The organism is Variovorax flavidus (genome assembly GCF_030317145.1).
GTDB lineage: Bacteria > Pseudomonadota > Gammaproteobacteria > Burkholderiales > Burkholderiaceae_C > Variovorax > Variovorax flavidus.
The window spans coordinates 598,354-621,112 of the sequence record NZ_JASZYE010000001.1; the positions used below are offsets into that span (position 1 = coordinate 598,354).

Annotated in this window: 18 protein-coding genes and 1 other RNA gene; 12 read left to right on the forward strand and 7 right to left on the reverse strand. The window is 66.0% G+C overall.

The genetic code is table 11. From position 1 onward, the window contains the following. Positions 1–12 precede the first annotated feature (12 nt). Positions 13–1,353 carry a phosphate regulon sensor histidine kinase PhoR gene (gene phoR, locus QTH90_RS02905; protein WP_286663023.1) on the forward strand — a complete coding sequence of 447 codons (1,341 nt, stop codon included), beginning with the start codon at positions 13–15 and terminating at the stop codon, positions 1,351–1,353. On the opposite strand, the gene QTH90_RS02910 is transcribed toward phoR, so the two are convergent. The 3 genes from QTH90_RS02910 to QTH90_RS02920 all read right to left on the reverse strand — a co-directional run bounded on the left by QTH90_RS02910 (position 1,337) and on the right by QTH90_RS02920 (position 4,760). Beyond that, entirely contained in the window at positions 1,337–2,677 is a 1,341-nt protein-coding gene (locus QTH90_RS02910) for an MATE family efflux transporter (protein ID WP_286663024.1), read from the reverse strand. The genes phoR and QTH90_RS02910 overlap by 17 nt on opposite strands. Next, the gene (locus tag QTH90_RS02915; RefSeq protein ID WP_286663025.1) at positions 2,670–4,412 is read right to left on the reverse strand and encodes a hypothetical protein; all 1,743 of its coding nucleotides are present in this window, start codon (positions 4,410–4,412) and stop codon (positions 2,670–2,672) included. Before QTH90_RS02915 ends, QTH90_RS02910 begins: the two co-directional genes overlap by 8 nt. Before the next feature lie 81 nt (positions 4,413–4,493). Beyond that, on the reverse strand, positions 4,494–4,760 hold the full coding sequence (locus QTH90_RS02920; protein WP_162567888.1) for a type B 50S ribosomal protein L31: 267 nt from the start codon (positions 4,758–4,760) through the stop codon (positions 4,494–4,496). A gap of 115 nt (positions 4,761–4,875) precedes the next feature. Here QTH90_RS02920 and QTH90_RS02925 point away from each other — a divergent pair, with 115 nt between their 5' ends. Beyond that, positions 4,876–5,937 (forward strand): oxidoreductase, encoded by a 1,062-nt coding sequence (locus QTH90_RS02925; protein ID WP_286663026.1) that lies wholly within the window; start codon positions 4,876–4,878, stop codon positions 5,935–5,937. A gap of 24 nt (positions 5,938–5,961) precedes the next feature. Here the strand turns inward: QTH90_RS02925 and rho are convergent, their stop codons facing one another. Both rho and trxA read right to left on the reverse strand, forming a co-directional pair. Beyond that, positions 5,962–7,227 (reverse strand): transcription termination factor Rho, encoded by a 1,266-nt coding sequence (gene rho / locus QTH90_RS02930; protein ID WP_286566020.1) that lies wholly within the window; start codon positions 7,225–7,227, stop codon positions 5,962–5,964. Between the two features lie 187 nt (positions 7,228–7,414). Next, positions 7,415–7,747, reverse strand: coding sequence for a thioredoxin TrxA (gene trxA / locus QTH90_RS02935; protein ID WP_286566019.1), 333 nt, complete (start codon positions 7,745–7,747; stop codon positions 7,415–7,417). A gap of 128 nt (positions 7,748–7,875) precedes the next feature. Here trxA and QTH90_RS02940 point away from each other — a divergent pair, with 128 nt between their 5' ends. The 3 genes from QTH90_RS02940 to QTH90_RS02950 are packed head-to-tail and all read left to right on the forward strand — an operon-like array spanning position 7,876 to position 14,929. Continuing rightward, complete coding sequence (locus tag QTH90_RS02940; protein ID WP_286663027.1) at positions 7,876–10,428, forward strand: PD-(D/E)XK nuclease family protein; 2,553 nt, start codon at positions 7,876–7,878, stop codon at positions 10,426–10,428. 8 nt (positions 10,429–10,436) lie between these two features. Beyond that, positions 10,437–13,694, forward strand: a complete 3,258-nt coding sequence (locus QTH90_RS02945) for a UvrD-helicase domain-containing protein (RefSeq protein WP_286663028.1) — start codon at positions 10,437–10,439, stop codon at positions 13,692–13,694. Beyond that, positions 13,691–14,929 (forward strand): TIGR03862 family flavoprotein, encoded by a 1,239-nt coding sequence (locus QTH90_RS02950; protein ID WP_286663029.1) that lies wholly within the window; start codon positions 13,691–13,693, stop codon positions 14,927–14,929. The genes QTH90_RS02945 and QTH90_RS02950 overlap by 4 nt, the downstream gene beginning before the upstream one ends. A 392-nt stretch (positions 14,930–15,321) precedes the next feature. Here the strand turns inward: QTH90_RS02950 and ffs are convergent. Next, an RNA gene (gene ffs, locus QTH90_RS02955) (signal recognition particle sRNA small type) lies at positions 15,322–15,418 on the reverse strand. 25 nt (positions 15,419–15,443) lie between these two features. Further along, positions 15,444–16,568, reverse strand: a complete 1,125-nt coding sequence (locus QTH90_RS02960) for a M12 family metallopeptidase (protein ID WP_286663030.1) — start codon at positions 16,566–16,568, stop codon at positions 15,444–15,446. 111 nt (positions 16,569–16,679) lie between these two features. Here QTH90_RS02960 and dnaX point away from each other — a divergent pair, with 111 nt between their 5' ends. The 7 genes from dnaX (at position 16,680) to QTH90_RS02995 (ending at position 22,745) form a co-directional block, all read left to right on the forward strand. Continuing rightward, on the forward strand, positions 16,680–18,497 hold the full coding sequence (gene dnaX, locus QTH90_RS02965; RefSeq protein WP_286663031.1) for a DNA polymerase III subunit gamma/tau: 1,818 nt from the start codon (positions 16,680–16,682) through the stop codon (positions 18,495–18,497). Positions 18,498–18,540: 43 nt separating this feature from the next. After that, on the forward strand, positions 18,541–18,873 hold the full coding sequence (locus tag QTH90_RS02970) for a YbaB/EbfC family nucleoid-associated protein (protein WP_012747441.1): 333 nt from the start codon (positions 18,541–18,543) through the stop codon (positions 18,871–18,873). Between the two features lie 17 nt (positions 18,874–18,890). After that, positions 18,891–19,481 carry a recombination mediator RecR gene (recR, locus tag QTH90_RS02975; protein ID WP_286663032.1) on the forward strand — a complete coding sequence of 197 codons (591 nt, stop codon included), beginning with the start codon at positions 18,891–18,893 and terminating at the stop codon, positions 19,479–19,481. Positions 19,482–19,505: 24 nt separating this feature from the next. Then, positions 19,506–19,898, forward strand: coding sequence for an MAPEG family protein (locus QTH90_RS02980; protein ID WP_286663033.1), 393 nt, complete (start codon positions 19,506–19,508; stop codon positions 19,896–19,898). Positions 19,899–20,010: 112 nt separating this feature from the next. Beyond that, positions 20,011–21,045 (forward strand): ABC transporter substrate-binding protein, encoded by a 1,035-nt coding sequence (locus tag QTH90_RS02985; protein ID WP_286663034.1) that lies wholly within the window; start codon positions 20,011–20,013, stop codon positions 21,043–21,045. Between the two features lie 49 nt (positions 21,046–21,094). Next, entirely contained in the window at positions 21,095–21,910 is an 816-nt protein-coding gene (locus tag QTH90_RS02990; RefSeq protein ID WP_286663035.1) for an ABC transporter ATP-binding protein, read from the forward strand. Between the two features lies 1 nt (position 21,911). Next, the gene (locus QTH90_RS02995) at positions 21,912–22,745 is read left to right on the forward strand and encodes an ABC transporter permease (RefSeq protein ID WP_286663036.1); all 834 of its coding nucleotides are present in this window, start codon (positions 21,912–21,914) and stop codon (positions 22,743–22,745) included. The last annotated feature ends 14 nt before the right edge of the window (positions 22,746–22,759 follow it).

A 22,759-nucleotide genomic window follows, 5' to 3' on the forward strand; every position in this document is an offset into this window, starting at 1 on the left:
TAATGGTCCGGCATGCCGTTTCGTATCGCAACTTTCCTGATGGCCTCCTTCCTCGGAGGCGCCTGTGCCGCGGCGATTCTCGGCTGGCACTTCTTATGGCTGGGTGCCTGGCTGGGCGCCGTGCTGTGGCTCCTGCTCGACGCATGGCGCGCACGGCGGCTGCTGGAGGTGCTCCGCGTCGATGCTGCGGGGCTGCCGTCCCGCGGCCCCGGCGTCTGGGGCGAACTGGCTGAACGCATCCGCAAGCTGCTGCGCGCCAGGGAGCAGCAGACCCGGCAAGCCGAGGAAAGGCTGCAGGAATTCCTGGCCGCCATCCAGGCCTCGCCCAACGGCGTGGTGCTGCTCGACGAGCAGGGGCGCATCGAGTGGTGCAACCAGACGGCGGCAGGGCAGTTCGGCATCGATGCGGAGAGGGACCTGCTGCAGCATCTGGCCAACCTGGTTCGCGATCCGGCCTTCGTGGCCTACCTCGCTTCATGGAACTACAGCCGCGACGTGGTGATCGATGCGCCGTCGCAAGCGCAGGGCCATCGCGGCCACGCAGCACGGCTGTCGGTCCAGGTGCATCCGTATGCGGGCAACCGGCGCATGCTGCTGACGCGTGACATCACGTCGCTGGAGCAGGCCGAAGCGATGCGGCGCGATTTCGTCGCGAACGTCTCGCACGAGATCCGCACGCCGCTGACGGTGCTCGCGGGCTTCGTCGAGACCTTGCAGAACCTTCCGCTCGATGCTGAGGAGCGTTCGCGCTATCTCGCGCTCATGGGGCAGCAGTCGCATCGCATGGAAACGCTCGTCAACGACCTGCTGACCTTGTCGCGGCTGGAGGGAAGTGCCGCGCCTCCGCCGCAACGATGGACGCGCATCCGTGCATTGATGGCGCAGTGCGAGGACGAAGGACGCGGCTTGTCGAGCCGGTTGTCGGCCAAAGGCCACCGGCTTTCGTTCTCGATGGAAGGCGATTCCGAGATCGCCGGCGCCCCCACCGAATTGCAGAGCGCGATGTCCAACCTGGTCAGCAATGCCATCCGCTACACGCCCGGTGGCGGCGAGATCACGGTGACCTGGCGCCTGCTGCCCGATGGCCGGGGCGAGTTCGCGGTGCAGGACAGCGGCCCCGGCATTGCTGCCGAGCACATTCCGCGGCTGACCGAGCGCTTCTATCGCATCGATCGAAGCCGCTCGCGAGAAACCGGCGGCACTGGGCTGGGGCTGGCGATCGTGAAGCACATCGCACAGCGGCACGGGGGCGAGTTGCGCATCGAGAGCACGGTGGGCAAGGGCTCCCGGTTCGCGCTGGTGTTCCCGCTCACGCGGCTGCGTCAGGCTTCGGTGCTCAGCGCGGTCGCCTGACCGTCGACACCAGCAGCGCGAGGAACAGTGCCGCAGTGATCGCCAGCGCCAGCGCGCTCATGAGCCAGAACGCGAGCGGCGACTGCATCGCCGGCCAGGGGCCGAGGCCGCGATAGGCCAGCAGGTAGCTTCCTCCCAGACCAACGCCCCAGAGCAGGGTGCAATAGAGGATCAGCGGCATCACCGTGACGCGGTAGCAGCGCAGAACAAAGACGCACAGCGTCTGCACGGCGTCCGCGAGGTGATAGAGCGCGGTGGCCAGCAGCAGCGTTGCGCCCAGTGCGACCACCGCGGGATTGCCGGAGTAGGTGCCTGCGAGCTGCCAGCGCAGTGCGGCCATCGACGCCGCGAAGAGCAGCGCGAAGAACATCGTCAGCTCGAAGCCTCTTCGGCAGGCCTGGCGCGCCAATGCGTCTTCGCCGGCGCCGAGCCAGTAGCTGACGCGCGCACTGGTGGCGATGGCGAGCGACAACGGCATCATGTATGCCACGGCCGTGAGGTTCGACGCGATCTGGTGTGCGGCCGAAGCAGCCGTGCCGAGGCGCGCGATGAACAGGGCCATCAGCGTGAACGAGGTCACCTCGACCAGCACGGCGAGGCCGGCAGGAACGCCCAGGCGGGCGAACTGCCGGATCTGCACCCAATCGGGCGCCTCGATGCGTTGCCAGAAGCGGTACTCCCGATAGAAGGACTGGCTGCGCAGGAGCCAGATCGCGGCGGCGAGCATCGAGTAGTTGACGATCAGCGTGGCCCAGGCGCAGCCCGCCAGACCCATCGCGGGCACACCCGCGCCGCCGAAGGTGAACCAGATCGACAGCGGCAGCTTCACGCCGAGCGAGGCCAGTTGCAGCCAGGTCACCAGCTGTGGCTTCCCCAGGCTCTGGTTGAGCGTGCTGAACAGGCGGAACAGCAGGGCGGCCGGGAGCGCGAAGGCCAGGACGTGCAGGTACGCCTCGACATCGGCGCGCATGCTCTGCGGGACCTCGGTCCATCCCAGCATGGGAGCGGGAAAGAGCAGCACCGTCATGCCGAGCACGATCGTGATGCCGCACAGGTAGAGCGACTGCCGCACGGAACGGCCGACCTCGGAGGTGCGCTCGGCGCCGTGGAGTTCGGCCCAGACGGGCAGCAGCGCCTGCAGGACGCCCATCAGCGACACGAAGACGCTGATGAAGATCGCCGAGCCGACTGAAAGGGCGGCCAGCGCACCTTCGGCATAGCGCCCGGCCACGATCGTGTCAGTGACGCCGAAGGCCATCACGGCCAGCTGGCCGACCAGTACCGTCGCGGCGTGGCGCGCGATCACACGCCTTTCGCTAGCCACCGGCCGGTGCAGTCCGTTGGAAGAGGAGCAGGTCGTCGCTCGCGCTGGTCGGGCGGCGGAAAGTGCCGATGAGGCGCCAGCCTTCGAGGTTCACGATCCTGTGCAGGTAGCCGACGCCTTCGGGGCCGACGATCAGCCAGGGGCAGTTCGCTCCCTCGGAGGACAAGGGCCGCAGGTTGAAATGTCCGTGGTGCCGCAGCGCCGCGATGTGCGGCCGGCTGAGCGCCAGCGTCGAGATGCAGGAGGGTTGCCCCACGCGCTCGGAAATGACGCGGACTTGCGGCGCGTAGCTCAGCGCGTGGTCCAGCGCAGGCAGCCAGAGTGTGGTGCCGAGCAGCCAGCACAGGGCGGCGCCGCCTGCCGGCAGGACCAGCGTTTTCCAGAGTGCGGCGCGGTGTCGGCCGGTCCGCCACCGCACCAGCCAGCCCCAGGCGATCGTCGCGGCGACCGCAAAGGTCAGGGTGAGCCACGAAAAGGACGGTACGAAACCCGGCACGAGCCGTGTGACGCTGGCGGCCATCTTGGGCGGAAGGCCGGTTTGCATCGCGATCCAATAGCCCCAGATCATGACGGCGGTGCTGGTGAAGAACAGCAGCGTGAACCAGTCGATGAGCGCTGACACGCTGCGCCTCAAGGTCGGCAGCGCGAAGGCGGCCATCGTCGCGAAGGCCGGAAGGGCGAGCAGTAGCGAGCGCTCTGAAAAGCTGGTGGTCCAGGTCGCGAACAGCGGCACCAGCGCGAACCACAGCGGCAGCGCGACGTGGCGCGCCGTGAGCTGGCGTCGCCAGCGCCAGATCGTCCACACCGTGAGCGGCCAGGCCGGCCAGGTGAACCACAGCAACAACTTGGCTTGGCTGCGCAGATCGGCGATCAGGCGGATGCCCGTACGGCTGCCCGGCAGCTCGATCTTCCAATGCAGCAGGCCGAACCCGATGGCCAGCGCGCCGGCCAGCACCGTGACGCCCAGGACCGTCGCGATCGCCCCCTTGCTGTAGGTGGGCTCGGTCTCCGATGCATCGTCGGCGCTGGCGCGGCGAAGCTCCGCGTACAGGATCGCCACGCAGCCGAAGCCCAACATCAGCGCGACGGTCGGCCCGCCGCTCAACGCCAGGCCGATCGCTCCGACCGCCAGCGCAATGAATGCACCGGTGCGCCGATAGGGCAGTGCAGCGACGCCGAAGAACAGTTGGGACGTGAAGAAAAGTTGCGCGAGCGCCGGGGTCGTCTCGTGCCCGAGCTGTGCCAGACCCAGGCAGGCGATGAGCGCCAGCAGTGCGCCATCGGCGATGGCGCGCGCGTAATCGGTGGGCCGCGCCTCGCCCCCGAAGGCAAAGGCCACGGGTTGCGCTCGCGGCGTGCGGGCCAGGTAATACACGGCGTACCACGTGGCGGCGAAAGCGCCCGACAGCAGTAGCGCAAAGGCGATGCGAACGGCGAGGTCGGGGTTGATCCATGCGGGCGCGATCTTGATCGCCCAGGCGCCGATCCAGTACGGGATCAGTGCCGGTGTCTCGGGCCGGAGTCCGAGCAGCATCGGATCGAGCCATCGCGCGATCCCGCCGGTGCCCTTCGCAAGTTCGGCCATGTAGCCGAAAGCCGCGATATCGGCGCTCTTCCAGGGCCCCCGGCCCAGCAAGCCAGGCATGAGGTATGCCGCGCACAGCAGCAGCAATGCGATGCGCGGCAGGCGGCGCACGGCGCTCTGGGCAACGATTGCGGGCGTCGGCTGGTTCAACGGAAGAGGGCGGTGTGATCGATGGGAAAGAAAAAGGGCAGCGCGGTAAACCGGGCTGCCCTCGACTCGGAAGCGCCTTCCTTACTTGGAGGCGGCGCCAGTGGTCTTGCCGAAGCGGTTGCGGAACTTCTCGACGCGACCGCCCATGTTGTCGACCGACTTTTGCGTGCCGGTGTAGAACGGGTGGGATTCGCTCGAGGTATCGAGCTTGAACAGAGGCAGTTCACGACCGTCGTCGGTCTTGCCCATTTCCTTGGTGTTCGCGCACGAACGGGTCACGAACTTGAAGCCGTTCGACAGGTCGACGAACAGAACTTCGCGGTAGTTCGGGTGAATGCCTTCTTTCATGGTCTTTCCTTTGGTCGATGCGAGAGCCACAAACGGCACGGCGCCGTGTTGCACTTTTCGCTAAGCCCACAATTATCGCATACTGGGCCTTTTCAGCGCCAGAGGCCCCGTGATCATGCCTTTTCGTACCTTGCGCGCCGGTCTCGTGGGCTACGGATTCGCGGGCCAGACCTTCCATGCCCCGGTACTTTCGGCCGTTGGGGGCCTTGAATTGGGAGCCGTGGCGAGTTCGCAGCCGCACAAGGTCCATGCGGACTGGCCCGGCGTGGACGTGGTCCCGGATGTCGAGGCGTTGTTGCGCCGAACCGACATCGACCTGGTCGTGATTGCCGCCCCGAACGCCCAGCATCACCCGCTGGCCAACGCGGCGCTCGCGGCAGGCAAGCATGTGATTGTCGACAAGCCCTTCACGCTGGACGCCACTCAGGCGCGCGAACTGGCCGCCTTGGCCCAGCAGAAGGGCCGGCTGCTGTCCGTGTACCAGAACCGCCGTTTCGACTCGGATTTCCTGACGCTTCGGGACTTGCTGGCCACCGGCGAATTGGGGCGCCCGGTGTACTTCGAGTCGCACTTCGACCGCTACCGGCCGCAAGTGCGCGAACGCTGGCGGGAGCAGCCGGTGCCCGGCGCTGGGCTCTGGGTGGATCTGGGTTCGCACCTGGTCGATCAGGCGGTTCAACTGTTTGGCCGGCCCGACACGCTGCAACTGGATACCGCAGCGCTGCGAGACGGCGCATTGGTCGAAGACTACTTCCACGCCGTGCTGCGCTACGAGAACGGCGCCCATACACCCCTGCGCGTCGTTTTGCACGCCACGACACTGGCTGCCTACGCGGCGCCGCGCTATATCGTGCACGGCACGCGCGGCAGCTACATCAAGCGGGGTGTGGATCCACAGGAGGACGCGCTGCGTACCGGCGGGCGTCCAGGCGATGCGGGGTGGGGCGTCGATCCGATCGACGGCGAACTCACGATCGTGCGCGACGATGGCCGGGTTCAGGCACGAGCTCTGCCCACGCAGGCAGGCAACTACGTCAGCTACTACGCCGCGATTCGCGATGCAATCCATGGAGAAGGTCCGAATCCGGTGACGCCGGACCAGGCGGTCGAGCTCATGGAACTGCTCGACCTGGGACGCCAGAGCGCGACCGAAGGCCGGGCCCTGGCAGTGCGCTGACTCCGTGCCAGCGCAAGGAGGCGATCAGCCTCCGCGACGCATCATGTCGAAGAACTCGACATTGGTCTTCGTCGCCTTCATGTTCTTGAGCATGAGTTCCATCGCCTCGATCTCGTCCATGTTGTACATGAGCTGGCGAAGGATGCGGGTCTTCTGCAGGATCTCGGGCGGCAACAGCAGTTCTTCGCGGCGCGTGCCGCTGCGGTTGAGCTGGATCGAGGGGAACACGCGCTTCTCGTAGAGGCGGCGGTCGAGGTGGATTTCGGAGTTGCCGGTGCCCTTGAACTCTTCGAAGATCACTTCGTCCATACGGCTGCCGGTGTCGATCAGCGCGGTGCCGATGATGGTGAGCGAGCCGCCTTCTTCCACGTTGCGCGCGGCGCCAAGGAAGCGCTTGGGGCGTTGCAGGGCGTTGGAGTCCACGCCGCCGGTCAGCACCTTGCCCGATGAAGGCACGACGTTGTTGTAGGCGCGGGCGAGACGGGTGATCGAGTCGAGCAGGATCACCACGTCCTTCTTGAGTTCGACCAGGCGCTTGGCGCGCTCGATCACCATTTCGGCGACGTGCACGTGGCGCGCAGCGGGTTCGTCGAAGGTCGAAGCGATGACCTCGCCCTTCACCGTACGCTGCATTTCGGTCACTTCTTCAGGCCGCTCGTCCACCAGCAGCACCATCATGTGCACTTCGGGGTAGTTGGCGCTGATCGCGTGGGCGATGTGCTGCATCATCACCGTCTTGCCGCTCTTGGGCGGGGCCACCAGCAGGGCGCGCTGGCCTTTGCCGATCGGCGCGATGATGTCGATGATGCGGCCGGTGATGTTCTCGTCGCCCTTGAAGTTGTCGCGCTCCAGACGCATCAGTTCCTTCGGGAACAGCGGCGTCAGGTTCTCGAACATCACCTTGTGCTTGTTCGCCTCGGGCAGGCCGTCGTTGACCTTGTCGAGCTTGGTCAGCGCGAAATAGCGCTCGCCGTCCTTGGGCGTGCGCACCTCGCCTTCGATCATGTCGCCGGTGTGCAGGTTGAAGCGGCGCACCTGGCTCGGCGAGATGTAGATGTCGTCCGTGCTCGCCGTGAAGCTGGTGTCGGGACTGCGCAGGAAGCCGAAGCCGTCCGGCAGGATCTCGAGCACGCCGTCGGCGAAAACCTGCTCGCCGGCCTTTGCGCGCTTCTTGATGATCGCGAACATCAGCTCCTGCTTGCGCATGCGGCCGACGTTTTCGATCTCAAGCGCTTCGGCCTGCTTGAGGACTTCGGACACGTGGAGTGCCTTGAGTTCGTTTAAGTGCATGGAATGACCCCTTGCGGGGAAATCTGTCGAAAAACCAGGAGGGGGAGGTTTGGGGAGAGGCGAGAGATGCCTCACAAACCGGGGAACTCGAACCGGGAACCTGAATGGGCCGGTGATCTGTGGGGAATTATGACAGGAAAAACGGAAAAGCTGCCGGCGCGTTGCGCGCAGGCAGCAGGGGGTGCACTCAGGCGAGTTGCTGGTCGATGAAGGCGGTGAGTTGAGCCTTGCTCATTGCACCCACCTTGGTGGCGGCAAGTTGGCCGTCCTTGAACAGCATCAGCGTGGGGATGCCACGAATACCGAACTTGGCGGGGATGTCACGGTTCTCGTCGACATTCATCTTGGCGATCTGCAGCTTGCCTTCGTAGGTGTTGGAGACCTCGTCGAGGATCGGCGCGATCATCTTGCAGGGGCCGCACCATTCGGCCCAGTAGTCCACCAGGACAGGCTTGCCGGACTGGAGCACGTCGGCTTCGAAAGAAGAGTCAGAGATGTGTTTGATGAGGTCGCTGGCCATGGATGTGTCCTTCTGCGCGGAGAGTTTCGGTGCAGCTAAAGTGCGGGTCATTGTGACAGAAACCAAGTGTCGGCGTGGCCGGCGCGCAAGCTATGGCCCCGATAGCCAAAGCCCCCCAACTACACCCCATGCATTCAATTGAGCGCCATCCGGCGCACGCGCTTTGGTGCGATCCGGCCCAGGGCATCGTCAGCCGCATTGCCCATGTCCTGTCCGAGCGAGGCCTGCACGCCGCGCGCACCGTCGTCCTCGTCCCCTATGCGCAACTGATGCAGGTGGCGCGCGGCATGTGGGTGGCCCACGGCACGCCGGGGTTCGCGCCGCGTTTCGAGACCACGCGCAACTGGGCGCGCAGCGTGGGTGGCTTCGCGCCCGGCATCGACGACATCGCCTTCGACATGGCGCGTGACCTGCTCACCGCGCAGTCGCTGCTGGCCCGAACCGGCTTTTCGGCGTCGCGCAACGCGCTGGCGGGGCGGCTGGTCGAGGTCGTGCAGCAACTCGCGCCGCTGGCCGCCGCCGAGCATCCCGATGAACGCGCGGCATGGGCCCAGCGCATGGGTGACATCGTGGGTGCGGGCAAGGGCTCCGAATGGTTCGATATCGAGAGCGCCCTGAATGGCATTGCGCTGGCATGGGCATCCACCTCCAGTTACGCGACCGACGTACTGCTCACGGGGAATGCGCTCTCGCAGGTCGATCAGCTCATCGTGCTCGACGGCCTTCAGAGCGACCCGCTCACCCGAAAACTCGACGCCATGCTGGGTGAACGCGCCCTGCACCTGCCGCTTGCGACCTTGAATGCGCCGGCCTGCGTCGCCGATCTGCACGCGGCGTCCGATCCTGAAGACGAGGCGGAGCGCGCCGCGGCCTGCGTATTGCGCCATCTGGCAGAAGACCGCGCTCCCGTCGCGCTTGTCGCCACCGACCGCGCGCTGACGCGCCGCATCAGCGCGCAGCTTGCCGCGCACGGCGTGGTGCCTCACGACGAGACCGGCTGGAAGCTTTCGACCACGCGTGCCGCCGCGAACCTGATGAGCGCACTGCGTGCCTGTGCCCACGACGCGAGCAGTGACCAGGTGCTCGACTGGCTCAAATGCACCAGTGGCTTCGACGGTCGCGTCGTCCTGTCGCTCGAGGCGCGCTTGCGCGATCGCGGCATGCGGGACTGGCGCAGCTGGTGCTCGTTGGCCGCAACCAGCGACAAGCCGCAGGATGCCAGGCTCTTGCCATTCACTGAAGCGATCGAAGTCCTGCGGGCCGCGCTCATCCGTGCCCGGCCGCTGGGTGACTGGCTGAAGGCAGCAAGGACATTGCTCGAGGCCACCGGCCAATGGGCTGACCTGGCCGCTGATGTGGCCGGCATTGAAGTGATCTCCGCGCTCTACCTGGACGCTGACGACGGCGAGATGCGTGGCACGCGCTGTACGCTGGCCGAGTTCACCGCCTGGGTGCGCGATGTGCTCGAAGCGGCCAGTTTTGTGCTGGCTCCTGCGAGCAGCGAGGTCCCACAGGTCATCGTTCTGCCGCTACACCAACTGCTCGGTCGCGCCTTCGCCGCCGTCGTCGTACCGGGCTGCGACGACCAGCGCTTGCCTGCGTCGCCCGAGCCGCCGGGGGATTGGAATCCGGCGCAGCGCACCGGCCTGTCGCTCCCGTCGCGCGAGGATCTGGAAGCCGCACAGCGAGCGGCCTGGGCGATCGCGATGCGCGCACCGTACTGCGACGTGCTGTGGCGGCAATTCGACGCCAGCGGCGAGCCGGTCCGACCCAGTCCCCTCGTGCAGATGCTGTATCTCGATCATTCGGCGACCGATGCCGCGGATCCGCGCGAGCCGGTGCAGGTGGAGGCACGGCCGACAGCGCATCCGCAGCCCCGCGGCGAAGCGCTCGTGCCTGCCACCTTGTCGTCGACCGCCTACGAGGATTTGCGCCGCTGCCCGTACCGCTTCTTCGCCTTGAGACAACTCGGTCTGCGCAACAGCGACGAACTCGACGCCGAGATCGACAAACGCGATTTCGGCAACTGGCTGCATGCCGTGCTCGGCCATTTCCATGAAGCCTTGAAGGACGGTCCAACCACCGACCTCCAGGCTCGGCGCGCCATGATGGCCATTGCGGAAGACCTGGCGACCCGCGAGTTCGGCCTGTCGAAGGCTGAATTCCTTCCCTTCGCCGCGGCCTGGCCAGCCGTGCGCGAGGGCTATCTGGCCTGGCTGGCCGGACACGAGGCCGGTGAAGGGGCGGTGTTCGTCGAAGCCGAGCCGTGGAAGGAAGTGCCGCTGGGCACGGTGAAGCTGATCGGTCGCCTGGACCGCGTCGACTCGACGCCCGACGGCAGGGCCTTCGTGATCGACTACAAGACCGAATCCGCGGACAAGACCCGCGAGCGCGTCAAGGATCCGACGGAGGACACGCAGCTCGCGTTCTACGCCGCCCTGTTTCCCGACGACAGCTTGCGTGCCGCCTATGTCAACGTCGGAGAAAAGGCATCCGGCACGCGAACCTTCGAGCAGGAAGATGTCGTGGCCGCGCGCGACGCACTGGTGGCCGGCGTGATGGACGATCTCGCCCGCATCGGCGGGGGGGCCGCGCTGCCGGCCCTCGGCGAAGGGCAGGTGTGCGAACACTGCACGGCCCGTGGCCTGTGCCGCAAGGATTTCTGGGAAGTTGCCGAATGAGCGCATACATGACTGCCGCCGCAGCCTACGAACACAACGGCGTCCACGTTTCGCGCGAGCGCTTCTATGCCATCGCCTGCGACCCACGCCGCTCGGTGGCGGTCGAAGCCTGCGCGGGCGCGGGCAAGACCTGGATGCTGGTGTCGCGCGTCGTGCGCGCCTTGCTGGAGGAAGGCGAGGGCGCCTGTGCGCCGCACGAGATTCTGGCAATCACCTTCACCAAGAAGGCCGCTGGCGAAATGCGCGAGCGCCTGGATCAATGGCTCGAGAAGTTCGCCGGGCAACCGGTGGCCGAACTGGTGCCCGAACTGGTCATGCGGGGCATGGACCCGGCGGCTGCAGAAGCTGCCGCGCCGCGATTGCAGGGCCTCTATCGCGAACTGCTCGCCGGTGGTCGTCCCGTTCAGTTCCGCACCTTCCATGCGTGGTTCGCCGGCTTGCTGAGAAGCGCGCCGGTGGCGGTGCTCGAACGACTCCGGCTGCCGGCCAACTACCAGTTGCTGGAAGACGACGCCGAAGCCCGCGTTCGCGTGTGGCGGCCGTTCTATTCGGCCGTTGCCGCGGACGAAGCCGCATCGGCCGACTACCACGCGCTGGTCGCGACCCACGGCCGCTCGCAGATCGCCAAGGCGCTGGACGATGCCCTGACGCGCCGCGTCGAGTTCTCGCTCGCGGATGCACACGATGCGGTCGACGATGCGGTGACACCGATGGGCCACATGTACCCCGCGTTCGCGCACGCCGAATCGCCGGAAGACATCCTCCTTCACGACTCTGCATGGCGCAGCGCGATGCTGGCCGCAGCCCGTGCGCTGGGACGTGCGAGCGCGCCGACCTTTTCGCGCAGGGGCGTCGAACTCGAACAGGCCGTGACTGAAGGCCAGGCCGCCGGCGTGCTCGATGCGCTGCTGACCCAGAAAGGCGAGCCGCGCAAGTTCAGCGAGAAGCTGGCGGGTCTCGACGATGTACGGGCCGCGCAGGACCGCGCATTGCAGTATTGCGCCGCGCAGGCGCAGCATGAAGCCTGGCTTTACCAGCAGCGCATGGCGCGTCTCACGCGCTTGCTGAACATCTGCTTTGCGGAGGTCAAGGCCGCGAACGGCTGGGTCGACATGAACGACGTCGAGCAGGCCGCGCACCTGCTGCTGGGCAACGCGGAGCTTTGGGGTTGGGTGCAGGAGCGGCTCGACGCGCGGGTGAGGCATCTGCTGGTCGACGAGTTCCAGGACACCAATCCGCTGCAGTGGCAGGCGCTCAACGGTTGGCTCGGCAGCTACGCGGGTGCCGGCGGGCGGCGTCCGGGTGTGTTCATCGTGGGCGACCCGAAGCAGAGCATCTACCGTTTTCGGCGCGCGGAGCCGCAGGTCTTCATTGCGGCGAAGCAGTTCGTCCAGCAGGGCCTCCAGGGCGATCTGCTGAATTGCGACCACACGCACCGCAACGCGCAGGCGGTGGTCGGACTGGTCAACGCTGCGATGCAGGACGCCCAGCAGGCCGGTGAGTTCAGCGGCTTCCGAAATCACACGACCGAGTCGCGCGTGCCCGGCCGGATTCGCAAGCTGCCGCTGATTGCCCGCGATTCGATCGGGTCTGTCGAAGTTGCCGGCGAGGTGGTCGTCGATGCCGACGGTGCATTGCCTTGGCGCGACAGCCTCACCACACCGCGCGTCCTGCCGGAAGAGCGCCTTCTGCAGAAGGAATGCGAACAGGCGGCGCGTTGGATTGCCGGGCGCATCGCAGAAGGCCTGGCGCCCAGCCAGATCATGGTGCTGGCGCGCCGGCGCAGTCGACTGGCCGTGTTGCAGGACGAACTCCGCAAGCTCCACATCGCCGTGCAGCAGCCCGAGAAGAACGAACTGAACGACGCCCCCGAGGTGCAGGACGTGGTCGCGCTGGTTGATGCGCTGGTCTCTCCGGACCACGACTTGTCGCTCGCGCGAGCGCTGAAATCTCCCCTATGGGGCGTCGATGACGGTGCGCTGGTGCAACTCGCCCTGCGCCAGCGTGCGAGCCGTGCGAGCTGGTTCGACCTGCTCCAGGCGCCGGACTGGCCCGAGCCGCTCGCAGGCATCGGCGCGCGGCTGCGGAAGTGGCAGCAATGGCTCGGTACGTTGCCGCCGCACGATGCATTGAGCGCGATCTTTCACGAAGGGGATGTGCTCTCGAAGTTCGCTGCCGCCGCGCCCGCTGCGCTGCGCACGAGCGTGCTGGCCAATCTTCGCGGTCTGCTGGCCGCGTCGCTCGAACTCGACGGCGCCCGCTTTGCGACGGCCTACGGCTTCGTGCGCGCGCTCCGCGCGGGTGGCGTCCGCGCACCTTCGGTCGCGGTGTCCGATGCCGTGCAGTTGCTGACGGTCCACGGCGCCAAGGGCCTCGAAGCCCAACTGGTGCTGCTGCTGGACACCGATGCCTCGGCACAGCGCGCGCAGACCATGGGTGTGCTCGTGAAGTGGCCTGGCCATGCCGCTGCGCCCGAGCGCTTTGTTTTCATGGCCAGCGAAAAGAATCCGCCAGCGTGCACGGTCGACGACCTGGCGGATGAGCAGGCGGCAAGACATCGCGAGGAGATCAATGCCCTCTATGTGGCGACGACGCGCGCCCGGGGCGAGTTGGTCGTCTCCGCTGTAGCCGCTGCGCGGCCCAACGCCCAGAGCTGGTGGGCGCGGTTGGAAGGGCGCTGCGAGCTGGTTGATGACGTGGCGGGCACTGCCACCGTCGCTTCTCCCCATGTTCCCGTCGCATTCCAGATGCTGCGCTTGCCTGAGCCGATGGTGGCTTCGGCGGCGCGGCCTGTGGCGCTCACGGCCCGCGATGTCGATACGCGGGCGTCCGCCCTGGGGCAGGCCATGCATCGGCTGCTCGAATGGGCGCAGCCCGGCGCTGCCTTGCCGGTCGGGCATCTGCGCGCCGCGGCGCGTGAGTTTTCGCTCGACCTGCAGGCCACGCGAGCCGCGGCGGTCCTGGCGCAACGTATCCGTTCCGGCAAGGGCGCCTGGGTATGGGACAGCGCGTCGCTCGACTGGCACGGCAACGAGGTCACGCTGATCCACGAAGGGCAGACGCTGCGGATCGATCGCCTGGTCCGGCATCGCGAGAGCGGTGCGTGGTGGGTCTTCGACTACAAGTCCGCGGCCCGACCCGAACGCGACGCGAGCCTGATCGCACAACTCACCCGCTACCGCGATGCGGTGCAACAAGCCTACCCGGGCGAGACGGTGCGCGCCGCGTTCCTGACCGGGCAGGGCGAACTGGTCACACTCGAATGAAAAAAGAAAAAAGAGTCGCCGTCGTCGGCGGCGGCCCCGCCGGATTGATGGCGGCCGAAGTCCTCAGCACACAGGGTGTGCAGGTGCACCTCTACGACGCCATGCCTTCCGTCGGGCGCAAATTCCTGCTCGCTGGGCGCGGCGGCCTGAACCTCACGCATTCGGAGCCCTTCGACGTCTTTGCCGGCCGCTTCGGCGAGCGCCGCGCACAGATCGAACCGCTGCTTCGCCGCCTCGGGCCCGAGGCGCTCTGCGAGTGGGCGCACGGCCTGGGTGTCGAGACTTTCGTCGGCACCTCCGGCCGCGTGTTTCCCAAGGACATGAAGGCCGCGCCGCTGTTGCGCGCATGGCTGCACCGCTTGCGGCAGGCCGGCGTGCAATTCCACATGCGGCACCGGTGGCTCGGCTGGTCCGATGCCGCGGAGCCTGCGACCGCGCTGCGCTTTGCGACCGCTGCTGGCGAGGTGGCGGCGTCTTTCGATGCCGTCGTCTTCGCGCTGGGCGGGGCGAGTTGGTCCCGGCTTGGGTCCGACGGCGCCTGGGTGCCCTGGGTGTCCGAACGCGGGGTGCAAGTCGCGCCCCTCGAGCCGGCCAACTGCGGCTTCGACTTGCAGTGGACGCCGTTTTTCGCCGAGCGCTTTGCAGGCATGCCCTTCAAGTCGGTCGCCATCTCGTTTGCAGATTCGGGAGGCCATCGCTTCGCGCGGAAGGGCGAGTTCGTCGCCACAGCGACCGGCGTCGAAGGCAGCCTGATCTACGCGGCCTCGGCGTTGCTGCGCGATGAAATCGCCTCCCATGGAAGCGCCACTTTGTTGCTCGATTTGCTACCCGATCGCAGCGTGGAGCAGGTACGCGCCGCGGTGTTGCATCCACGCGGCTCGCGTTCCATCGCCAGTCACCTGAAAAGCCGGCTCGGGCTGGAGGGCATCAAGACCGGCGTGCTGCACGAAGTGCTCTCGCGCGACGAAATGCACCTCGCCGAAAAACTGGCCGAAACGATCAAGGCCGTGCCGCTTCGTCTGGTCGCCCCAAGGCCTATCGACGAGGCGATCAGCACCGCGGGCGGCGTTCGCTTCGATGCGCTGGACGACAAGCTGATGAGCACCGCGCTGCCCGGGGTCTTTTTCGCCGGCGAGATGCTGGATTGGGAAGCGCCGACCGGCGGCTATCTCCTGACCGCGTCCATGGCCTCGGGCGCCGCCGCTGCACGAGGTGTGCTCAACCGTTTCGCGTAGCGGCTGAAGGGATTTTCGGACGGCCTCAGCGCCGCACTTCCCAGTGCCGCGCCGTGGTGGCGATGATGCGCGCCGCATGGCCCCTGAGATCGTCACTCCCGCCTCTCTCCTGTGAAACAGGAAACGGCCAGGATGAACGCCTGACGATGTGCGGCCGGGGTGTGAACGGAAGCACCCGCGCGGCGGCCGGAGTAGGAAAGGAAGGGGTCATGCTGTCGCCTCGATCTTGTTCTTGGGGACGACGAATTCTACTTCAAATACTGTATTTACATACAGTATTTGAGCCCGCTCCAAAGCGCGGATGAAATGCGCGAGCGATGGAGAAGAGACTCGGGCGCTTGCCCTTGGGACGCGCGTGAGCTATCGAAAACTCACGGCTTATGGATTGTTAGGTTGACGAGCCTTACCCCCGGCACTGACTACGCAGTTAGGGCTGCTTGGTTCCCCACCTGACCCGGTTGGCCACTTCACCATGCGGGGAGGCCCGTCAACCGAGGATTGTAGGCCACTCGCGTCACCAAGCCATCAGCGAGGTCTCGAGTGCCGCATCCGCGTAGTAAAGACGCACGCCGATTTGATAGTGCCGGCCCCTCTGCAGTCGCATGCTGACCTTCGCGTTGAGGTCGGTGCCGCTGTCGTCGGCGCCTGCGATCTGCACGTTCCCGGCGGGGGTGACCTCGAACAGCACAAGTACCGTATCGGAGGTTCCGAAAGTTCCGATGCTGTAAGTACGGGTGCGTGTCGGCACGAAGTCGAAGGTGCGTGTCTCCCCCGCTTTGAGCTTGAGCAGTTGCGATAGCCCGATCTTCAGCGTCGAGGTGCTTGGTGCCCGCACGCCGGGATAGGACTCGACCACCCAGGCCTTGTCGGCATAGGAGAGTCCCCCCTTGGGCGTGAGCCCGGCCGCGTACTTTGCGGGGGCTTCGATGAGCCCGGCGTCGAACTGGTATTCCATGACCGAATCCGGATCCCATGTCGTGCCCTTGATCTGCGAAGTGGGGATTTTGCGCAGGATGTTCCAGTCGATTTGCGACTGCTCCCAGTTGTTGGGCGGGCCGGAGAAATAAGCCAGCACGGCCGCCCGGTTCCAGGTGATTCCGGCGTTCGGGTTCTGATGCTCGTGTTCGAGGCCGATGGTGTGGCCGATCTCATGCAGTGCCGTGTCGTGCCCGTAGTCGGTCGTGAGCGGCCAGCCGAAATTCATCGTGCGTTCCTGCGGCGACTTGGTGCCCAGCACGTCGCGGCCGACATAGGACCATGAACCGTCCTGCTGGTCGAATCCGATCCGCACCATGGCGTCCTCCGCCGTATCCACCTTGCGAAAGCTGATGCCGATGCCCAGCTTGGCCCAGGCCTCGAACGCGTCGCTGACGACGCCGATGTCGGCAGTGTTGCCTTGCCATGCCGCGGGCACTGCATCGCCGCGCTTGAAGCAGTAGTAGGTGAGTTGGGTGCCGTTCACCCACTTCTTGCTCGCGGACATGATGGCACTCGCGCGGCCTGGTGCCACGCTGGGGTCGAACTGGCGCAACGGTTGCGGCGGCTGCACGCAATAGCGGCGCGCACCAGAATTGCCGGCCTGCATGGATTTCCTGGCCGAGCCGGTGCCGGCGTTTTTTTTGCGTGGCGCGGTGGGCATGTCAGTCTCCTCGGTGGTGTTTTCATGCTAGGCGCGGGGTCCGCGAAATCCATCTGCAAGATGGCCTAGGCTGGCGCGGGGCCGGGCCCGGCACCACCCTAAAATGCGCCGATGGCCTATCTCGTGCTCGCTCGCAAACACCGCCCCAAAACCTTCAGCGAGATGGTGGGCCAAGAGCATGTCGTCCAGGCGCTCGAAAACGCGCTCACCTCGCAACGGCTGCACCATGCCTATCTTTTCACCGGAACGCGCGGCGTCGGCAAGACGACGGTGTCGCGCATCCTCGCGAAGTCGCTCAACTGCCAAGGGCCGGACGGGCAAGGGGGCATCACCGCCACGCCGTGCGGCATATGCCAGGCGTGCAGGGATATCGATGCCGGCCGCTTTGTCGACTACACCGAGCTGGACGCCGCATCGAACCGCGGTGTAGACGAGGTGCAGGCCCTGCTGGAGCAGGCGGTCTACAAGCCGGTGCAGGGCCGCTTCAAGGTCTTCATGATCGACGAAGTGCACATGCTGACGGGTCATGCGTTCAACGCCATGCTGAAGACGCTCGAAGAGCCGCCCGAATACCTCAAGTTCGTGCTGGCCACGACCGATCCGCAGAAGGTGCCGGTCACCGTGCTGTCGCGCTGCCTGCAGTTCAACCTGCGGCCCATGGCGCCCGAAACCGTTCTCGAACATCTCACGCGCGTGCTGCAGACGGAAACCGTGCCCGCGGAGCCGCTCGCGCTGCGCCTGATCGCACGAGCCGCGCGCGGGTCGATGCGCGATGCGCTGTCGCTGACCGACCAGGCGATCGCCTTCGGCAATGGCGAACTGCTGGAAAGCGGCGTGCGGCAGATGCTGGGCAGCGTCGATCGTGGACACGTGTATCGCCTCATCGAGGCCCTGTCGCAGGGCGACGGCAAGACGGTGGTCGACACCTCCGAGGGACTGCGCCGGGATGGCCTGTCGGCCGCGTCCACGCTCGAGGAAATGACCACCGTGCTGCAAGCCATGGCGGTCATGCAAGCTGTGCCATCGCGCGCGGAGGCCGGCGGCAGTGCCGATCCCGACGCAGTTGAGACGGCGCGTCTTGCCGCATTGATGCCGGCGGACGAGACACAGTTGCTCTACAGCCTCTGCCTGCACGGCCGTGGCGAACTGGGCCTTGCGCCCGACGAGTATGCGGCGCTCACGATGGTGTTGCTGCGCCTGCTGGCGTTCAAGCCCACCGGTGCGGCCGGCGAGGAAAAAAAAACTCTGAATGAAGCTCGGCGGCCCGTGGCGGAAGCGCCACGCGCCATTCCCGCCGACACGGTGCGGCCGCCCGCTGTGTCTGCCGACCCGATAGACCCGGTTGTCGCTTCGACGACGCCACCGGGGCATCGCTTGCCGGTCGTGGATGCGCCTTCGCTCACTGCTTCGGCACCGCCGAAGCCTGCGGCGGCGGCCGAAGCCGCGCCTGTTGCCACGCAGGTGGTTGCCATGCAGGTCCGCGTACAACCGCCGCCCGGGGCGCGCGAGGCCGAAGCCGTAGCGGCTTCGGCGCCGATCCAGCCGAGCGAGGAGGGCGATTTCTGGTATTCGACCGTGACGCAATTGGTCGCGGCCGAGGCCATTGCGGCACTGTCGCGTGAACTCGCGCTGCAATCCCAACTGGTGGCGCGCGACGACGATCAATGGTTGCTGCGTATCGAGCGGGAATCGCTCAACCAGACGAGCAGTCGGGAGAAGCTGCAGGCTGCGCTCGCAACCCTGGGCCATGGCGTGAAAATCGCCATCGAGATCGGCGCCGTCGTCGACAGCCCGGCACGCCGCAACAAGCAGGCGGCGGACGAGCGCCAGCGCGTGGCCGAGGAGGCGATCCGCAACGATCCCGAAGTGCAATCGATGATGCGCGATTGGGACGCGCGGATTGTTCCGGGTACGCTGCGGCCCGCGTGAGTTTTATTCATTCATTCTCAATTAACGATCGATAGGACCAACGATGTTCAACAAAGGACAACTGGCCGGCCTCATGAAGCAGGCGCAGGCAATGCAGGACAACCTCAAGAAGGCGCAGGAAGAACTGGCCACCATCGAGGTCGAAGGCGAATCGGGCGCCGGCCTCGTGAAGGTCGTGATGACCTGCAAGCACGACGTCAAGCGCATCACGATCGACCCCAGTCTCCTGGCCGACGACAAGGACATGCTTGAGGACCTGGTGGCTGCCGCTTTCAACGCCGCGGTGCGCAAGGCAGAGGAAACCAGCGAGCAGAAGATGGGCAAGCTGACCGCAGGCATGCCTGGCCTTCCCCCCGGCATGAAGCTGCCGTTCTGAAGCGCCGTCAGGCCTGAATGGCAGATTCCAGCTCGCTCGATGCGCTGGTCGAAGCATTGCGGCGCCTGCCCGGCGTCGGTGCGAAATCGGCCTCGCGCATGGCCTTCCATTTGCTGCAACACGACCGCGCTGGCACGCAGATGCTGGCGCGCGCTCTGGAGCAGGCGGCAACCAATGTGCGGCATTGCGAGCGCTGCAACACCTTCACCGAAGCCGCGATCTGCAGCGTGTGCCAGGACGCGCGCCGTGACGGCACCAAGCTCTGCGTGGTCGAGACCCCGGCCGACCAGGCTGCGCTCGAGCGCACCGGCGCGTTTCGTGGCTACTACTTCGTGCTCATGGGAAAGCTCAGTCCGCTCGACGGCATCGGGCCGAAGGACATCGGCCTCGCGAAGCTGTTCGAGCGTGCGCTCGACGGCACGGTCAGCGAAGTGATCCTCGCCACCAACTTCACCGCCGAGGGCGAAGCCACGGCCCATGTGATCGGCGAGGCACTCAAGCAGCGCGGCCTCACCGTGACCCGGCTGGCGCGCGGCGTTCCAGCCGGCAGCGAACTCGAATATGTCGATCTGGGCACCATTGCGCACGCGCTGGTCGATCGGCGTTGATCGGTATCCCAGCGAGGAGACATCATGCATCTGCCACCCCTGACATGGGCCTACTGGTGCGTACTCATCGCGACATTGCTGCCCTATGCGTCGTCGTACATCGCGAAGGCCGGCGCCTTCAGCCTGAGCGACAACGAGAGGCCGCGCGAGTGGGGTGGGCGCCAGTCCGGCTGGCGTGCACGCGCCTATGCCTCGCAGGCGAACGGCTTCGAAGGGCTGCCGTTCTTCATCGGTGCGGTCATCATCGCGCACCAACTCGGCGCCGCGCAGGACGACATCGATCTGCTCGCCGCGGCCTACGTGGTGCTTCGCATCCTCTACATCGCGCTCTATATCGCTGGCATCGGGGCCGCACGAAGCGCGGTCTGGACACTCGCATTCCTCGTCAATATCGCGCTGCTGTTCGCAGGGCGATAGAGGTCTTCATGTTTACGTAAAAACCCGCACGGGATGTTCCCGATGCAGGCGTAGAAGTGCGCCCCTAAGCTCGATTCGAATTACTCGAACAAAGGGCCTGCGGGCGTTACTCATGCTCAATCGCCGTACCTTCACCGTTGCAGCAGCGCTGGGAGCCGCCGCCATCGGGGCGCCTCTGGTCTATGGGCAGCCGAAGCTGGAAAAGTCCAAGGTATCGATTGCAGTTGGCGGCAAGGCGGCTTTCTATTACCTGCCGCTCACCATCTCCGAACAGCTGGGTTACTTCAAGGATGAGGGACTCGATGTCGAGATCTCCGATTTCGCCGGTGGCGCGCGCGCGCTGCAGGCGGTCGTGGGCGGTTCGGCCGACGTCTGCTCGGGTGCCTTCGAACACACCATCAATCTCCAGGCGAAGAACCAGTACTTCCAGGCCTTCGTGCTCCAGGGCCGCGCACCGCAGATCGCGATCGGCGTGTCCACGAAGAACATGCCGGGCTACATGAGCATTGCCGATCTCAAGGGCAAGAAGATCGGCGTCTCGGCACCCGGCTCGTCGACCAACATGGTCGCCAACCTCGTGCTCTCGCGCGGCGGCCTGAAGGCGAGCGACGTGAGCTACATCGGCGTCGGCGTTGCCGCCGGCGCGTTGACGGCGCTGCGCTCGGGGCAGATCGATGCGATCAGCAACACCGATCCCGTGATGACCATGCTCGAGCAGAAGGGCGACGTGAAGATCATCAGCGACACCCGCACGCTCAAGGGCACGCAGGAAGTGTTCGGCGGCCTCATGCCGGCTGCGTGTCTCTATGCGTCCTCGGAATTCATCCAGAAGCATCCCAACACCTGCCAGGCCATGGCCAATGCCATCGTGCACGGTCTCAAGTGGCTTCAGACGGCGGGGCCCGGCGACATCATCAAGACGGTGCCGGAGACCTACCTGCTGGGCGATCGTGCCCTGTACCTTGCTTCCTTCGACAAGGTGCGCGAAGCGATCGCGACCGACGGGCTCGTTCCTTCCGAGGGCCCGAAGACCGCGCTCACCGCGATCGCGAGCTTCGATCCGACGGTCAAGCCCGACAAGATCGATCTGTCGAAGCTCTACACCAACGATTTTGCGCGCCGCGCCAAGGACAGGTTCAAAGCCTGACCTCGACGTCCCGCAACCCGGCTCCGGCCGGGTTTTTTCTTGCAGACCCATGGCCGACTACGCGCTCGAACTTCTCGATATCAGTTGCACCTTCCGCTCGAAGGACGATCAGAGCCAGCGCTACACCGCGGTTGCCGGCACCACGCTGCGCATCCGCGGCGGCGAATTCGTGTCAGTGGTCGGACCCACAGGCTGCGGCAAGTCGACGCTTCTCAATGTGGGCGCGGGATTGCTGGAGCCATCGTCGGGCGCGGTCAAGGTATTCGGGCAACCGCTGGCAGGCATCAATACGCGCGCGGGCTACATGTTCCAGTCAGAGGCCCTGATGCCATGGCGCAGCGCGCTCGACAACGTCATGGTGGGTCTGCAGTACCGCGGCGTGGCCGAAGCGCAGGCGCGCACACAGGCGGAAGAATGGCTGGCCCGCGTCGGGCTCAGCGGCTTCGGCGACCGCTATCCGCATCAGCTCTCGGGCGGCATGCGCAAGCGCACGGCGCTCGCGCAGGTGCTGGCGCTCGATCCCGACATCATCCTCATGGACGAACCCTTCAGCGCGCTCGACATCCAGACGCGGCAGCTGATGGAAAACGAGGTGCTGGATCTTTGGGCCGCGAAGAAGAAGGCGGTGCTGTTCATCACGCACGATCTCGACGAGGCGATCGCCATGAGCGACCGCGTGGTGGTCCTCTCGGCTGGCCCGGCGACCCATCCGATCGGGGAGTTCACCATCGACCTTGCACGGCCGCGCGACGTGGCCGAGGTTCGCACGCACCCGCGCTTCGTCGAACTGCATACACAGATATGGAACGTCCTGCGCGACGAGGTCTTGAAGGGATATGCGCAGCAACTCAGGAAGGCGGCTTGAGATGAGCATTCGGCCAAGCGAAGGCAATGCGCGCTTCTGGCAGATCACCGTGCTGGTCGTGCTGCTGGTGGCCTGGCACCTGGCATCCCGCAACCAGCAGTTCGCGTTCTTCCTCGGCGAGCCGATCCAGGTGGCGGGGCGGATCTGGAGTTGGTTCATGCCGGTGGCGATCCCTCCGAATCCGCTGTTTCCCGACGGCCTGCCGGGCAACGCCGACATCTATCGCCACCTCGGCACCACGCTGCTCGAAACCGTGCTGGCCTTCGTGATCGGCACGCTGTTGGGGCTCGCCTGCGGCCTCTGGCTCGCATTGGCGCCGACCGCGAGCCTGGTCTTCGATCCCTACATCAAGGCTGCGAATTCGATGCCACGCGTGATCCTTGCGCCGATCTTCGCGCTGTGGTTCGGCCTGGGCATCTGGAGCAAGGTGGCGCTCGCGGTCACGCTGGTGTTCTTCATCGTGTTCTTCAACGTGTACCAGGGTGTGCGCGAAGTGAGCCCGGTGGTATTGGCGAATGCACGCATGCTCGGCGCGAACCAGCGACAGTTGCTGCGCACGGTGTACCTGCCGAGTGCAACCAGCTGGGTCTTCTCGAGCCTGCACACCTCGGTCGGCCTGGCCTTCGTAGGTGCGGTGGTAGGCGAGTACCTCGGGTCGGCACGCGGCGTCGGCTATCTGATCCTGCAGGCGGAAGGCACCTTCGACGTCAACACCGTGTTCGCGGGCATCGTGGTGCTGACGGCGTTTGCGCTGCTGCTCGACGGCATCGTCGGCGTGCTCGAAAAGCGCCTCATGAAGTGGCAGCCGCGCAGCGGCGAAACCGAAAAGCTCTGACGCCGACGCCAGGC